16 protein-coding genes are annotated in these 14,058 nt (G+C 42.3%); 8 read left to right on the top strand and 8 right to left on the bottom strand.

Going from position 1 to position 14,058, the window contains the following annotated elements:
• Nucleotides 1-585 precede the first annotated feature (585 nt).
• The gene (locus WA256_RS18545) at nucleotides 586-1,119 is read left to right on the top strand and encodes a gamma carbonic anhydrase family protein (RefSeq protein WP_063529972.1); all 534 of its coding nucleotides are present in this window, start codon (nucleotides 586-588) and stop codon (nucleotides 1,117-1,119) included.
• Here the strand turns inward: WA256_RS18545 and WA256_RS18540 are convergent.
• On the bottom strand, nucleotides 1,116-1,370 hold the full coding sequence (locus WA256_RS18540) for a DUF1488 domain-containing protein (RefSeq protein ID WP_054563787.1): 255 nt from the start codon (nucleotides 1,368-1,370) through the stop codon (nucleotides 1,116-1,118). The two genes, WA256_RS18545 and WA256_RS18540, sit on opposite strands and share 4 nt — an antisense overlap.
• The gene (aroE, locus tag WA256_RS18535) at nucleotides 1,367-2,191 is read right to left on the bottom strand and encodes a shikimate dehydrogenase (protein WP_063530508.1); all 825 of its coding nucleotides are present in this window, start codon (nucleotides 2,189-2,191) and stop codon (nucleotides 1,367-1,369) included. The genes WA256_RS18540 and aroE overlap by 4 nt, the downstream gene beginning before the upstream one ends.
• A 41-nt stretch (nucleotides 2,192-2,232) precedes the next feature.
• On the opposite strand from aroE, the gene WA256_RS18530 reads away from it, so the two are divergent.
• From WA256_RS18530 to WA256_RS18520, 3 genes are all read left to right on the top strand, one after another.
• Nucleotides 2,233-2,664 (top strand): group II truncated hemoglobin, encoded by a 432-nt coding sequence (locus WA256_RS18530; RefSeq protein WP_054554758.1) that lies wholly within the window; start codon nucleotides 2,233-2,235, stop codon nucleotides 2,662-2,664.
• Nucleotides 2,665-2,745: 81 nt separating this feature from the next.
• Nucleotides 2,746-4,341 carry a methyl-accepting chemotaxis protein gene (locus tag WA256_RS18525; protein ID WP_063529457.1) on the top strand — a complete coding sequence of 532 codons (1,596 nt, stop codon included), beginning with the start codon at nucleotides 2,746-2,748 and terminating at the stop codon, nucleotides 4,339-4,341.
• A gap of 66 nt (nucleotides 4,342-4,407) precedes the next feature.
• Nucleotides 4,408-4,860, top strand: a complete 453-nt coding sequence (locus WA256_RS18520) for a hypothetical protein (protein WP_063529458.1) — start codon at nucleotides 4,408-4,410, stop codon at nucleotides 4,858-4,860.
• On the opposite strand, the gene hemF is transcribed toward WA256_RS18520, so the two are convergent.
• From hemF to WA256_RS18490, 6 genes are all read right to left on the bottom strand, one after another.
• Nucleotides 4,857-5,807, bottom strand: coding sequence for an oxygen-dependent coproporphyrinogen oxidase (gene hemF / locus WA256_RS18515; protein WP_335992808.1), 951 nt, complete (start codon nucleotides 5,805-5,807; stop codon nucleotides 4,857-4,859). The two genes, WA256_RS18520 and hemF, sit on opposite strands and share 4 nt — an antisense overlap.
• Nucleotides 5,808-5,809: 2 nt before the next feature.
• The gene (locus WA256_RS18510) at nucleotides 5,810-6,376 is read right to left on the bottom strand and encodes an L-threonylcarbamoyladenylate synthase (RefSeq protein ID WP_062564610.1); all 567 of its coding nucleotides are present in this window, start codon (nucleotides 6,374-6,376) and stop codon (nucleotides 5,810-5,812) included.
• A 34-nt stretch (nucleotides 6,377-6,410) separates the two neighbouring features.
• Complete coding sequence (locus WA256_RS18505; protein ID WP_335992805.1) at nucleotides 6,411-6,980, bottom strand: DNA topoisomerase family protein; 570 nt, start codon at nucleotides 6,978-6,980, stop codon at nucleotides 6,411-6,413.
• 71 nt (nucleotides 6,981-7,051) lie between these two features.
• Nucleotides 7,052-7,525 carry a DUF494 family protein gene (locus WA256_RS18500; protein WP_054563780.1) on the bottom strand — a complete coding sequence of 158 codons (474 nt, stop codon included), beginning with the start codon at nucleotides 7,523-7,525 and terminating at the stop codon, nucleotides 7,052-7,054.
• Nucleotides 7,518-8,615, bottom strand: a complete 1,098-nt coding sequence (dprA, locus tag WA256_RS18495) for a DNA-processing protein DprA (RefSeq protein WP_332394126.1) — start codon at nucleotides 8,613-8,615, stop codon at nucleotides 7,518-7,520. The genes WA256_RS18500 and dprA overlap by 8 nt, the downstream gene beginning before the upstream one ends.
• A 30-nt stretch (nucleotides 8,616-8,645) precedes the next feature.
• Nucleotides 8,646-9,764, bottom strand: a complete 1,119-nt coding sequence (locus WA256_RS18490; protein WP_054563778.1) for a LysM peptidoglycan-binding domain-containing protein — start codon at nucleotides 9,762-9,764, stop codon at nucleotides 8,646-8,648.
• 118 nt (nucleotides 9,765-9,882) lie between these two features.
• On the opposite strand from WA256_RS18490, the gene def reads away from it, so the two are divergent.
• The 4 genes from def to trkA are packed head-to-tail and all read left to right on the top strand — an operon-like array spanning nucleotide 9,883 to nucleotide 14,035.
• On the top strand, nucleotides 9,883-10,392 hold the full coding sequence (gene def / locus WA256_RS18485) for a peptide deformylase (protein WP_054554770.1): 510 nt from the start codon (nucleotides 9,883-9,885) through the stop codon (nucleotides 10,390-10,392).
• Nucleotides 10,393-10,413: 21 nt separating this feature from the next.
• The gene (fmt, locus tag WA256_RS18480; RefSeq protein ID WP_055199321.1) at nucleotides 10,414-11,367 is read left to right on the top strand and encodes a methionyl-tRNA formyltransferase; all 954 of its coding nucleotides are present in this window, start codon (nucleotides 10,414-10,416) and stop codon (nucleotides 11,365-11,367) included.
• Nucleotides 11,360-12,646 carry a 16S rRNA (cytosine(967)-C(5))-methyltransferase RsmB gene (rsmB, locus tag WA256_RS18475; protein ID WP_105173815.1) on the top strand — a complete coding sequence of 429 codons (1,287 nt, stop codon included), beginning with the start codon at nucleotides 11,360-11,362 and terminating at the stop codon, nucleotides 12,644-12,646. Before fmt ends, rsmB begins: the two co-directional genes overlap by 8 nt.
• Before the next feature lie 12 nt (nucleotides 12,647-12,658).
• On the top strand, nucleotides 12,659-14,035 hold the full coding sequence (trkA, locus tag WA256_RS18470) for a Trk system potassium transporter TrkA (protein ID WP_054563775.1): 1,377 nt from the start codon (nucleotides 12,659-12,661) through the stop codon (nucleotides 14,033-14,035).
• The last annotated feature ends 23 nt before the right edge of the window (nucleotides 14,036-14,058 follow it).

Here is a 14,058-nt window from a genome sequence, read left to right as displayed (position 1 = left end):
TTCAATTAAAAGTTTTTTGAAACCGAAGTTTCGTGCTCAATGAATTCTGAATTTTGATATCTTTCGATATCGAATTGACTGTGCTGAAACAAGTAAACTTGTTTCCGTTGGTCACTCAGTTCAATTGAGACTCTAAATTTGCTTGCGTTACTTAGTAAACTAAGCTTCGCTGTTAGAACTCAATCTGTACGAGTGCCCACACAGATGATTGCTTTATATTGTTAAAGAACGTTGCGACTTTGTCGCTAGGGATGCGTATAATACATCCTTAATTTTTCGAGTCAACACTTAATTTCAAACTTTCTTTCGATTATTTGAAACCGAAGTTTCACTTAACTCTGTGTCACTTTGCTCAGCGCTTTTCGTTGCTGCCCGCCGTGTCAGTGGGGTCGCATTATAGGGAGATGGATTTTTTACGCAAGCACTTTTTTCAATAAAATTTAAAAAAATGTACTGTTCGCTCAGCTTTTGAACTAAACACCCTGAAACTGGGTGTTTTGCAGTCAATTTAGGCCTGTTTGGGTGTATTTATTTGCTTCGCTGTTACACTAGACTGAGCGCATTTTAAAATTAAAAGGTGAATTTATGACTATCCGTTCTTATAAAGGGATCACTCCGACATACGATAATAGTGTTTATATTGATGAGTCATCGGTTTTAGTGGGTGATATTACGCTTGGTAAAGATTCAAGTGTATGGCCTCTTGTTGCTGCGCGAGGTGATGTTAACTATATACGTATTGGTGAACGTACGAACATTCAAGATGGCAGTGTTTTACATTTAACTCGTGCCTCTAAGTCAAACCCCGATGGCTACCCTCTTATTATTGGTGATGATGTCACTGTTGGTCATAAGGTTATGCTACACGGTTGCCAACTTGGTAATCGTATACTTGTTGGTATGGGCGCAATAGTAATGGATAACGCAGTTGTTGAAGATGATGTGATCATTGGTGGTGGTTCACTGGTACCACCTAACAAGCGTTTAGAGTCTGGTTACCTTTATGTAGGTAGCCCTGTTAAACAGGCTCGCCCTTTAACAGAGCAAGAGCGCGCCTTTTTAAAAATCTCTGCTGATAATTATGTTCAGCTTAAAGATGAATACTTAGCTGAGGGCTAAAACACTTCGGTTAATTCAATTTGTCCTGCCGAGTTATACTGCTCATCTTCGATCAGTTGCTCGGCGAGCTCTTCGTAATCGAAACGATAAGATTCAAAGTAATTAACCGCACTGCTTTGATCTGCAAAATCATACTTGCTGGTATCAATAACACACTCCACCATCAAACCACTTACTTGGGCAAAAAATACCAACTGCTTTTCTTCAGGCTTAAATTCGAGTCTGTCTATAAATTGGATAGCTTGATTCACGCAATTTCTCCTGCTTTAAGCGCGGTAACAACGGGAATAATTTCTGGCATTTTATTGCGCCATACAAAATAAGCTTGTGCTGCTTGACCAACTAGCATGCCACAACCATCGAGTGTTAAACATGTTGGGTTATTCGACTTAACCCAACTGATAAATGCGGTATCGTCATTGGCGTAAAACATATCGTAAGCGCACAGACACTTAGCAACATGGTCTTCAGCTATACCCGGCAGGTCTCCTGTTACACTACTTGAGGTTGAATTAATCACCACATCATAGTTGTTTGCTGGGATATCATTTAAAGCAAAGCCCTGCACATTTATTTCACCATTAAAATGACTCGCTAGCGCCTTTGCTTTTTCGGCGGTACGGTTGGCTATTGTTAAGCTTTCTATATGCTCATTCAATAATGGCTGAATGACACCTCGCGCTGCACCACCGGCGCCAATAAGAAGTACTCGCTGCCCTTTTAAGGTGACATTATTAGCTAAAAGATCTTTAACAAGTCCTACACCATCGGTGTTATCACCCAGTAGGCTGCCATCGTCAAGCTGTTTAATAGTGTTAACGGCTCCAGCAATTTTCGCTTGCTCTGTTAGTTCATCGACCATGGCAAACGCTTGCTCTTTAAACGGCAAAGTGACATTAGCCCCTTTACCACCAGCAGCGAAAAACTCAGCGACAGTTTTTTCAAATGCATCTGTTGGTGCTAAAATGGCGCTGTATTGTATTTGCTCGTTTAATGATGCAGCAAATTGTGCGTGTATTGCGGGTGATTTCGAATGTTTTATTGGATTTCCAAAAACCGCGTATTTGTCCATAGTGAAGCAACCTCTTCGCCCTGTAGAGCTTTATTAATATTATGATTAAACGACTTTTTTCTAAATCGAAACCAACGCCTGAAACACCTACCCCAGAAAAAACACCTTACGAAATTATTGGCGGTGAAGCAGGAGCTCGAGCAATTGCAAATCGATTTTACGACATAATGGCCACAGATGAATACGCCAAACCATTATATGATATGCATCCGCAGCCTTTAGATAGAATTCGCCAAGTCTTCTTTGAGTTTTTATCTGGCTGGCTGGGCGGTCCTGACCTATTCGTTGAAAAATATGGTCACCCAATGCTAAGAAAGCGTCACATGCCTTTCCCTATTGATCAAGACCTACGTGACCAATGGATGCATTGTATGAATAAAACGCTTGATATCGAGATTGATAACCCACTACTTCGCGAAGGGTTAAGACAGTCGTTATCGCAACTCGCCAGCCATATGATCAATCAAAACTAACGAAGCTTTGCGCTATATCAATGTACGCTTTTTCTAAATAAAGATAATAAATTTTCCTTAATTTAGAAAAAGCGTCGTCGAATGAAGTCTATCCAATTTAAAATTTATGCCTTGTTAGCACTAACAGGCGTATTGGTATTATTTGCCAGTATATTTAGTAGTGCCCAGCAACAACATGAATTAGCAAGAGATACCGTTGAAAGCAACATAAAACTGCTTGCCGATAATTACTTTGATTCTATTAATACCATGATGCTGACAGGCACTATGGCTAATCGCGAAATTCTAAGTACTAAATTAAGAAGTCATCCTAATATTGAAGACGCTCATATCATACGTAGTCCAATCGTTAATAAAATTTATGGGCCAGGAAATGCCAACCAAGTTGCGACTAACGATGCTGAGCGAAATGCACTAACAGGCACTGAAGCACTATTTATTGATAATCAAAAAAGTACGATGACTTATCTAAAGCCTATGTTTGCTCGCAGTGATTATAAAGGAACAAACTGCTTAGGCTGCCATCAAGCACAAGAAGGCGATGTGTTAGGTGTAGTAAAAATTAGTTATTCGCTGGCTGATATTGAGCAAGAAGTATCGCAAAACACCTTAATGAACACGCTACTATTAGCGGCTATTTTCATTTCGGCTTTCTCACTACTAGCAGTGATGTTTAGAAAAATTTTCATCAAACGCTTAAAAGTCATTAGCCATACCATGCACTTGGCAACCACCAATAAAGATTTAAGCCTCACGGTAGACGACAGTAATAATGACGAGCTTAGTTCTCTTGCCACCAGCTTTAATCACATGATTGGTGCTTTTAAAGATAATATTGCTCAAGTTTCTCATTCTTCTAAGGTATTGATCCACTCTGCCGAAAGCATTTATGCCTCAGCGGATGCTACCGAGCAAGCGATTTTAAAGCAAAAGCAAGGGACAGATTCGGTCGCTGCCGCCATCAATGAATTAGAAAGCTCATCAAGCGAAGTTAAAAACACCACCCATTTTGCATCTGAAAAGTCAGAGCACAGTAATCAACTTGCGCAGCAAAGCTTACATGTTGCTGAGCACACTGAGCAAAGTATTAATCAACTTGCGGCAGATGTTAGAGCAGCTGCCGAGCAAGTAAGTCAACTGCAAACCCAAACGTTAGACGTTGGTAAAGTACTCGAGGTGATCAGTAGCATTGCCGAACAAACAAACTTACTTGCACTTAATGCAGCCATTGAGGCGGCTCGTGCTGGTGAAGCTGGCCGAGGCTTTGCTGTGGTAGCCGATGAAGTACGTACTTTAGCGACCCGCACTCATGACTCAACGGATGAAATTCGCCGCACTATCGACAAGCTACAAAGTGAAGCGGCACAAACCGTTAATACCATGAATAACTCTTGCGAAGAAGCAGACGAAAGAGCAGTTCAAGTTAAGCAAGTAGCTAAAGCATTACGTGATATTTCTTCACAAATGAGTGAGATAAACCAACTTAACGTGCAAATTGCTGATGCCACTGAACAGCAAAACCTCGCGGCTGAAGAAATTAACCAGAGCGTTATTGCAATTAGTGACAATGCCGAGCACTCATTAGTCGATGCCCATGAAAACCAAAAAGTCAGCGAAGAGCTGTTGTCGTTAGCTCGTTCTCTTGATGAGCAAGTAAGACGCTTTAAATTAAGCTAAATTGCGCGCTTTTCGTGCAACTGCTAGAGTTGTTATATGCATTTCATAGTAAATAAGGATGTTTAAATGAAATTTTTAACAACTCTTTTAGTCTGTATTGGGGTTATTGCGGCGTTACTATTTACCTATCAGCACAGCGTTAACGATACTGCTGATCAACTAAGCACGATTGATCAATATATTTATCAGGATGATATTCAACAGATTGCTCAATCTCTTCTCAGCCAAGGTAAAACCTCACAAAGCGATAAGTATGAACAAAGTATTGTTGGTGGTTTTGATAAGCTTATTCAGCACCCTGAATATTTTGAGGTGAAACTTGATTTCTATGCCTGTGATATCAGTCAATGCTTAACACAGGTTAGCGCACCTATTGATACAACACCTGATAAGCTAAAAATATTAAAAGCAGAAGTGCTATTTAGTGTATTGGCAGAGCTGCCTAGCAGTGACAGTGTTGCCACCCTCGTAGAGGGTGACAACGCAATGTTGGTTCGAGTGGTTTCAATACTTGATTAAAGCAGCCATTGACGTGCAACTAAATCAGATTCTTTGCTATTTAACCAATCTTGCGGGCGTAAATAGTACTGATATAGCTTAGCTTCTGGGCTATCTGCAGCAGGTACATAGTTATATTCCCAACGAGCTAATGGTGGCATCGACATCAAAATTGATTCAGTACGTCCACCTGTTTGTAAGCCAAATAATGTGCCGCGGTCCCAAACAAGATTAAACTCAACATAACGACCACGACGATACAGTTGGAAATCGCGTTGCTGATCGGTTGTTGGCGTGTCTTTGCGGCGCTCAATTATAGGAAGGTAAGCATCTAAAAAACCATTTCCTACCGCCTGCATAAAGGCAAAGCTTTGTTCAAAGCCAAGCTCATTTAAATCATCAAAGAATAAGCCACCAACACCACGTGTTTCACTGCGGTGTTTTAGATAAAAGTAATCATCACACCAGTTTTTATATTTATCGTAAACCTCTGCACCGAATGGCTGACATAAATCGCTAGCCACCTGATGCCAATGTTGTACATCTTCAAAAACAGGGTAATAAGGAGTTAAATCAAAACCACCACCAAACCACCAAATTGGCTCTTCGCCTTCTTTTTCGGCAATAAAGAAACGGACATTGGCATGGCTAGTTGGAATATGTGGATTATTAGGGTGGATCACTAATGACACACCACATGCATGAAAGCTACGACCAGCGAGCTCTGGACGATGCGCTGTTGCTGATGCTGGCATCGAAGCACCAAACACATGCGAGTAGTTTACCCCACCCTGTTCGATGACATTACCACCTTGGATAACACGCGTACGGCCACCGCCGCCTTCTGCACGTTGCCAATTATCTTCAACGAACTTTGCTTTGCCGTCAGCATTTTCAAGGCCCTGACAAATTGTATCTTGTAAGGCCATTAAATAGGTTTTAACTTGTTCGAGTAGCTCGCTTTGCATGTTTATCCTCTAAATACTTTACCGGTCGCTGCGTCTTTAATCACACTTGGTTGGCTGTTGCCACCTAACGGCTCATCAACATAAAAATCTACTGTGTCTGCAAATTCGCTTTTCGCTTGTGCGATAGTCATTACCGTTTCTTGACCGGTTAAGTTTGCACTTGTTGACACCAACGGCTTACCAAATTGCTGACACAGGGCTTTTACCGTTGGATGATCAGTAACACGTACCGCAATAGTATCAAACTGGCCTGTTAGCCACTTTGGCGTTTCTTTTGCTGCAGGCATCACCCAAGTGATAGCACCTGGCCATTGTGAAAAGATATCAGCACGTTTATCCATCGGGATTTTGGCATCATCTACATACTTTAATAACTGGCCATAATTGTCAGCAATTAAAATTAAGCCTTTTTCTACAGGGCGTTGTTTGATGGCTAAAAGCTTTTCAACCGCAGCTTGGTTATCAGGATCGCAACCAAGACCAAAAACAGCTTCGGTTGGGTAAACAATTACACCGCCTTGCTGCAAAGCGTCAATTGCATTGGCTGGTTGTGCAACAGGATCAGACAAAGAAACTCTCCTAAATAAACAAATTACAAGTGCATTAAGATTCGACTAACTTATGCATACACGACTTCTGCGGACATAGTAACACAACACCTGAAGCTGTTTTCTTTTCAGTCATAATTGGCCACTGACAGGCCGGGCACTCGGTCGCCACAGGTTTGTGATTAAGGGTATATTTACAGCGCGGATAGCCATCACAAGAATAAAAGGTTTTGCCAAACTTATTATTACGCGCAACCAGCTGGCCTTTTTTGCATTTAGGGCAAGCAGGTAATTGAGGGGCATCGTCAGGCTCTTCATCATGAGCAATATAGTGGCACTCAGGATAGCCAGTACACCCAATAAACATGCCGTAGCGGCCATTTTTAATTACCAATGGCTTGCCACACTCTGGGCAGGCACTATCTTCGAGCACCTTTATTTGTTGGCTATCATGATGAGCTAATGGGCGGATGTAATCACACTTAGGGTAACTGGCACAGCCTAAAAACGGCCCTGACTTTGAGTTGCGCATAACCAATTCAGAACCGCATTTAGGGCAAACCTCATACTCTTTTTCGAGTGCATGTTTATCTGCAGAAAAAAGAGAATGGTCGATTTTACTCATAAGATTCCTGTGGGGTTGGCTAATTTTCGCCTAATATACCCAAACTCAACAAAGATACAAGCAAAGTCGAATTAATGTAATACATCGGCTGGCTCGTCAAATATTAAGTCTTCCATTTGTGCGTAAGCTTGCTCTGACCCTGGTACATTAAATAACACCATAAGCACCACCCACTTTAGATCTTCCAAAGAAATAAATGGTTTATCAAGAGCGCAAAGTCTATCTATCACCATTTCGCGGGTTACAGTGTTAATCACACCAATTTGCTCGATAAACATTAAAAAGCCGCGACACTCAACACTTAACATTTGGCATTCACTATCAGTGTAAATACGCATGGCATGTTGTGGTTGGGCATTAAGATACGGGTAGATATCGCTTTGTTGTAAGTCAGCAAGTTGCTCTAGCCAGTCAAGGGCTTTGTAGATTTCAGGTTTATTGAAGCCAGCACGAACTAACTCATCGGTAAGTTCGTTCTCTTCAGTAAAGATTTCAGCTTCACTATGGATATAGTTTTCAAAAAGATACATGAGGATGTCAAACATGTTTATGTCCTCCAAGTCTTATATAACCATCTAGTACTCGTTCGATTTTATCTGCGAGCTCTAGGTCGAGTAACCGAGCTTGTACTTCGTCTACAGGTAATTGGCTGCGCTGTGTAATTTGGTCAACACTTGTTACCTCATACCCTATACTTTTGAACACTGGGCAGTCGGGTTCATCTGCTATAGGCTGTTCTATACTATATAGACTGTTTTCACAGAAAAAGCTCACTTCATCAAGAATATCAGTAATATTTTCTGTCAATTTAGCGCCTTGCTTAATTAAAAAATGACTTGCCTCTGAAAGTGGGCTTTTTATCGAACCCGGCACGGCAAACACCTCTTTATTTTGCTCAAGCGCATAGCGCACTGTCACCAATGAGCCACTTTTAATTTGCGCTTCGACAATCAATACACCTAATGACAACCCAGAGATAATGCGGTTTCGGCGCGGAAAATTAGCGGCATTAGCAGCCGTTCCCGGTAAGAACTCAGAAACCAACAAGCCCCGCTCAGCAACCTGTTTAATGAGTAAGCGATGGCGTTTTGGATAAGCAATATCGATACCCGTACCAAGTACGGCAATGGTGTTTCCTGACCCTGCTAATGCGCCTTTATGGGCTGCACCATCAATTCCCATAGCCATACCTGATGTCACCGTCATGCCAACAGCAGAAAGTTGATGGGCAAACTCAGCAGCGACTTCAAGCCCTGTCGGCGTGGCATTACGACTACCGACAATTGCTATTTGCGGTGACAGTAATAGTTCTGTGTTACCTAAACAAAATAATAAGATAGGTGCACTGGCTATTTGCTTGAGTAAGGGCGGATAGCTGCTATCAAAATAGCTTATGACTTTGATTTTAAGTCTTGCTATTAACTCTTGGTAGTGGGCTACTAACTGCCAGTCAGTATTAACTAAGTTATCGGCTTGGCTTTGTGATAAACCCAGCTGCTGAAGCTCTAAACTAGATAGCTTAAATAGCTCATCCAGTGGCCGTCTTTGACTTAATGCAATAAGGCTTTTTATTCCAAGCCCTTTACATAAATAAAAGGCAAGCCAATGGGATAGCTTGCCTGAAACCTGTGCCATGCTCCCTCCTTAGAGCGCCCAAATTGTGAGTTAGTTTATAACTGCATAATCTCCAACTCGGATCGGGTGCTGATTCTTCACAATCAATGCGTAGCTAACGTTGTCATATACCTTAAACACCATTAACTCACCGACTTTTTCCTTTGGCATGTGCCATACATTGCTGTCTTCATCGCTTTCAATTCCTAACACATCATTCGCATCAGTCATGAATTTCTCAAGACTGTTAGAATCTTCGCGGTAACGCGGACCATTGCGGCCGTCATACACTTCAGGTGATTGACGCTGAATATCAAGTACAAAACCTGGTTTCACTTGGTCTGAACCTAAGTTTAGTACAACAATGTCCATGGTACTAAATTCACGCATTTCATTAGCTGCGGCGATAATAGTGCCATCTAAAGTAGCTTCAGGGCGTTTCATAGTGAAATAGGCCGGCAACATTTGCCCTTCCATCGCCGGCATTAAAAAGTCATGCGGCTTAATTTCTTGTTTTACCAGTTCAACTTTAACTGAGGCAGGTACGCCGTTTTCTACGTCACCGCTTCTAAATGCGCGAACAATCGCCACTAATTCCGCTTTATTCGCTAGTACTTCATTGGTATTTGGATCAACAAGATCATTGCCTTTACGGTATACGCCATAAGCTTCGTTAAGTGTTAAGTCACCTTTAACGTAAAGCGTATGGCCCATAGTATTCATTTTGGTATTAACACTGGCACCCAAAATATATGGTTTTTGTGCAATAACATCGGCGCTAATCGCTTGCTCATAACTCAAATATGGGCGCAGCAACTCCAAAGGCAACGTCGGCACTGCTTGCTTGCCTTTTGGTGTAATTCGCCCTTCTGGAGAGAGTTTTTTATAACGCGCATTTTTAACTAAACGAGGATTTCCGTCTTTATCGTAAATTAAAGTGAGCGCATCACCCGGGTATATTAAATGCGGATTCGCAATTTGCGGGTTCATTTGCCATAAATCAGGCCATTGCCAAGGTTCATCAAGATACACGCCCGAGATATCCCAAAGCGTATCGCCTTTTTTGACAACATATTGTTTTGGTGCATCTTTTTTAATTGTTAAAACATCAGCAGCTACCGGAAAAGCACAGCTAATGGCTAACAAAGCCGCAACTAGTGGGTATCTCATTTGGCTTCCTTGAGTTGTTTTTAGATTATTATCGACCAAAACCTGTTAAAGGTGAACACGAATGGCTAAAATAAGAGCATACAATACCCTAAATGAATCACAAGTGTAAAAGGTAACTATGGCTAGGTTAGAAGTTTTGAGATTTCCGGATGAGCGTTTACGTACAATCGCGAAAGAAGTACCAGAAGTAAACGATGAAGTTCGTCAAATCGTCAAAGACATGCTTGAAACTATGTATGACGAAAACGGTATCGGCTTAGCAGCGACGCAAGTAGATATCCACCAGCGAATTGTGGTGATCGACGTATCTGAAGAGCGCGACCAACCGTTAGTGTTAATCAACCCAGAAATCACCAAAAAAGATGGTTCAACTGTGAGTGAAGAAGGCTGTTTATCTGTTCCTTACTCATACGCAAAAGTTGACCGCGCAGAAACAGTCACTGTTAAAGCGCTTAATGAAAACGGTGAAGAGTTCAGCCTTGACGCTGACGAGCTATTAGCGATTTGTATTCAGCATGAGCTTGATCACCTTAAAGGCACCCTATTTATTGATTATCTATCGCCTTTAAAGCGCCAACGTATCCGTAAAAAGCTTGAGAAAGAAGCTAAGCTGGCTGCTAAATCATAAAGTTAATCAATAGGAATATCTGTGACACAACCATTACGCATTATTTTTGCTGGTACGCCGGATTTCGCTGCGCGCCATTTACAAGCACTGATTGACTCAGAGCACGAAGTTGTTGGTGTATATAGCCAACCTGATCGCCCAGCGGGCCGAGGTAAAAAGCTAAAAGCCAGTGAAGTTAAAGAACTGGCACTTGCTCATGATTTACCTGTATTTCAACCGCAATCACTAAAATCAGATGAAGCACTTGCAGAGCTTACCAGCCTGAACGCCGATATTATGATTGTGGTGGCGTACGGCTTACTATTACCAAAAGCGATTTTAGATGCACCGCGCTTAGGCTGCTTAAACGTGCATGGCTCTATTTTACCGCGCTGGCGTGGTGCTGCACCGATCCAACGTGCTATTTGGGCTGGTGACAATGAAACCGGTGTAACAATAATGCAAATGGATGAAGGCTTAGATACCGGCGATATGCTGCATATCAGTCGTTGCCCGATTGATAGCACAGAAACCAGTAGCTCTTTATACGATAAATTAGCTGCACTTGGTCCTGATGCACTGATCAGTACTATCAATCGTCTTGCTGCAGGTGAAATCACCCCAGAAAAGCAAGATGACGCTCAAGCAAATTACGCCAAGAAGCTATCAAAAGACGAAGCCAATATTGATTGGTCAATGGATGCTGCGCAAATTGAGCGTAATATCCGTGCCTTTAATCCATGGCCTGTTTGCTTTACTGAAATGGCAGGACAAACGGTAAAAATTTGGCAAGCCGAAGTTGTATCGCAAACTGCACAAGCCGGTAAAATCATTGCTGCTGATAAGCAAGGTATTACCGTTGGCTGTGGGCAAGATGCACTTAAAATCACCCTTCTTCAACCACAAGGTAAAAAACCAATGGCTGTTACTGACTTTTTAAATGGTCGCAGTGATTGGGTTGAACCTGGCTCAGTATTAGGTCAAAGCAATGAGTAATGTAAGAGCACTTGCTGCTGAAACCCTCTATAACGTGGTCGATAAAGGTGCATCGCTAAATCAAGAACTACCTTTTGCAAGCCAAGGATTATCGCCGAAAGATAAAGCCCTACTACAACAAATTTGCTACGGTGTGCTGCGCTATTTACCTAGCCTAGAAAATTATTGTCAGCAACTTTTAGATCAACCACTAAAAGGTAAGCGCCGTATTTTTCAGTTCTTGTTGTATGTGGGTATTTACCAACTTCAACACATGCGTGTACCGCCTCATGCAGCAATCAGCGAAACGGTTAATGCGCTTCAGCAAATGCGCGCACTGGGTTTAAAAGGTCTGATTAACGCTATTTTACGCAGTTTCCAACGTGAACAAGCTGAGCTTGAAGAAAAAGCAAAGCAAATTCCTGTATGCAAATTTAACCACCCAGGTTGGTTTATCAAACAAGTAACCGCAGCTTACCCTGATAACTGGCAAGAAATCCTTGAAGCGAATCAGCTGCAAGCACCTATGTGGTTACGTGTAAACCAAGCGCAATATAGCACCCAAGAATACAGCGAGATGCTTAAAGCAAATGATATTGAGCATACCCTTAATGCTGATTTTCCTGATGGTATTAAACTAGCTAAACCGTGTGATGTATACGCACTGCCAGAATTTGATACCGGTGCCTGCTCAGTTCAAGATGCTGCGGCACAATTAGCAGCACGCTTTTTAGATCCACAAAATGATGATGTCATTTTAGATGCGTGTGCAGCGCCAGGTGGTAAAACGTGCCATATCCTAGAGCTTGCTGATGCCGACGTATTAGCACTTGATAGCGACAGCGAGCGCCTAGAACGCGTTAAACAAAACTTAGTGCGTATTGGTTTAGCTGCTGATCTACAATGTGCCGATGCTTCACAACCTCACATCTGGTGGGATGAGCAGCAATTTGACCGTATTTTGCTTGATGTGCCTTGTTCAGCTACTGGCGTAATCCGTCGTCACCCTGACATTAAATGGTTACGTCGTGCATCTGATATTGAAGATCTGGCTAATTTACAAGGCGATATCTTAAATAGCATCTGGCCTCTACTTAAGCCTGGTGGTACGTTAGTTTATGCGACCTGCTCTGTATTACCGCAAGAGAACCAACAACAAGTTGCTAAGTTCCTTGCCAATAATCCAAGTGCTGAACACATACCTTTGCATGAAAACGACACCCCTACTTTACCTGGCCTGCAATTATTGCCTGGTGAAAGTGACGGTTTCTATTATGCAAAGCTAGTTAAAAAACACTAATAAGAACAAGCTATGAAAATAATCATACTCGGTGCCGGACAAGTTGGTGGCACACTGGCAGAAAACCTCGTAGGTGAGCAAAATGAGATCACCGTTGTCGATATCGACGGTAACCGTTTGCGTGAGCTACAAGATAAGTACGACTTACAAGGTGTTACTGGCCACAGTGCGCATCCCGATGTATTGCGTCGCGCTGGCGCAGAAGACGCCGATATGATTATTGCCGTAACCAGTTCAGATGAAGTGAACATGGTTGCTTGCCAAGTTGCTTATAGTATTTTTAACACACCAACCAAAATTGCCCGTATTCGCTCAGAGCAATACTTGAAGTACCGTGAAAAGCTATTTCATAACGACGACTTACCTGTTGACCACTACATTGCTCCAGAAGCGCTGGTAACTAAGTATATTCGTCGCTTAATCGACTATCCGGGTGCTTTACAGGTATTACAATTTGCCGATGGCATGTTATCGCTGGTTGCGGTGAAAGCCTATTACGGTGGTTTGCTGGTGGGTTATGCACTTTCAGCCTTGAAAGAGCACATCCCGAATGTGGAAACCCGGGTAGCGGCTATTTATCGTCAAGGTAAAGCGATTAAACCACTTGGCACAACCGTTATCGAAGCGGACGATGAAGTGTTCTTTATCGCAGCAACAAAGCATATTCGAGCAGTCATGAATGAGCTGCAAAAACTCGAACGTTCATACAAAAAGATCATGATTGCTGGTGGTGGTAATATCGGTGCGGGCCTTGCGCGTTCACTTGAGAAAAACCACAGTGTGAAGCTGCTTGAGCGCAATAAAGAGCGCGCAGCACAGCTCTCTGAAATGCTTGATAACACCGTAGTGTTCTGTGGCGATGCCTCTGATCAAGAGCTGTTATCTGAAGAACATATTGAACAAGTGGATGTGTTCATCGCAGTAACTAACGACGATGAAGCAAACATTATGTCTGCGATGCTGGCAAAGCGTATGGGCGCACAAAAAACCATGGTGCTTATTCAGCGTGGCGCTTATGTAGACCTAGTTCAAGGTGGTGAGATTGATATTGCTATTTCACCTCAGCAAGCCACTATCTCGGCGCTGTTAACACACGTTCGCCGTGGTGACATTGTTAATGTTTATTCGTTACGTAAGGGCGCAGCAGAAGCCATTGAGGCTGTCGCTCATGGTGATGAGCATACTTCTAAAGTTGTTGGCCGAGCAATTGCTGATATCAAACTACCAGCTGGAACAACCATTGGTGCAATTGTGCGTAACGATGATGTACTGATTGCCCATGACGATACGGTTATTCAGTCGGGTGACCATGTAATCATGTTCTTGATTGATAAAAAGCACATTACAGTTGTTGAAAAGCTGTTCCAAGTAAGTGCTATCTTCTTGTAAAAAAGCTTATAAACGAAAAAAGC

Source organism: Pseudoalteromonas sp. CH_XMU1449-3 (assembly GCF_037027245.1).
Lineage (GTDB): Bacteria > Pseudomonadota > Gammaproteobacteria > Enterobacterales > Alteromonadaceae > Pseudoalteromonas > Pseudoalteromonas shioyasakiensis.
Note: the sequence above shows the minus strand (reverse complement) of the source record. Positions and strands in the feature narration are given on the sequence as shown.

What these genes read in the sequence shown, in the direction of transcription:
- WA256_RS18520 (WP_063529458.1), top strand. Translation starts at nt 4,408, where the DNA reads ATGAAATTTTTAACAACTCTTTTAGTCTGTATTGGGGTTATTGCGGCG.
- aroE (WP_063530508.1), bottom strand. Translation starts at nt 2,191, where the DNA reads ATGGACAAATACGCGGTTTTTGGAAATCCAATAAAACATTCGAAATCA.
- hemF (WP_335992808.1), bottom strand. Translation starts at nt 5,807, where the DNA reads ATGCAAAGCGAGCTACTCGAACAAGTTAAAACCTATTTAATGGCCTTA.
- dprA (WP_332394126.1), bottom strand. Translation starts at nt 8,615, where the DNA reads ATGGCACAGGTTTCAGGCAAGCTATCCCATTGGCTTGCCTTTTATTTA.
- WA256_RS18505 (WP_335992805.1), bottom strand. Translation starts at nt 6,980, where the DNA reads ATGAGTAAAATCGACCATTCTCTTTTTTCTGCAGATAAACATGCACTC.
- trkA (WP_054563775.1), top strand. Translation starts at nt 12,659, where the DNA reads ATGAAAATAATCATACTCGGTGCCGGACAAGTTGGTGGCACACTGGCA.
- WA256_RS18530 (WP_054554758.1), top strand. Translation starts at nt 2,233, where the DNA reads ATGATTAAACGACTTTTTTCTAAATCGAAACCAACGCCTGAAACACCT.
- WA256_RS18525 (WP_063529457.1), top strand. Translation starts at nt 2,746, where the DNA reads ATGAAGTCTATCCAATTTAAAATTTATGCCTTGTTAGCACTAACAGGC.
- WA256_RS18500 (WP_054563780.1), bottom strand. Translation starts at nt 7,525, where the DNA reads ATGTTTGACATCCTCATGTATCTTTTTGAAAACTATATCCATAGTGAA.
- WA256_RS18490 (WP_054563778.1), bottom strand. Translation starts at nt 9,764, where the DNA reads ATGAGATACCCACTAGTTGCGGCTTTGTTAGCCATTAGCTGTGCTTTT.
- rsmB (WP_105173815.1), top strand. Translation starts at nt 11,360, where the DNA reads ATGAGTAATGTAAGAGCACTTGCTGCTGAAACCCTCTATAACGTGGTC.
- def (WP_054554770.1), top strand. Translation starts at nt 9,883, where the DNA reads ATGGCTAGGTTAGAAGTTTTGAGATTTCCGGATGAGCGTTTACGTACA.
- WA256_RS18545 (WP_063529972.1), top strand. Translation starts at nt 586, where the DNA reads ATGACTATCCGTTCTTATAAAGGGATCACTCCGACATACGATAATAGT.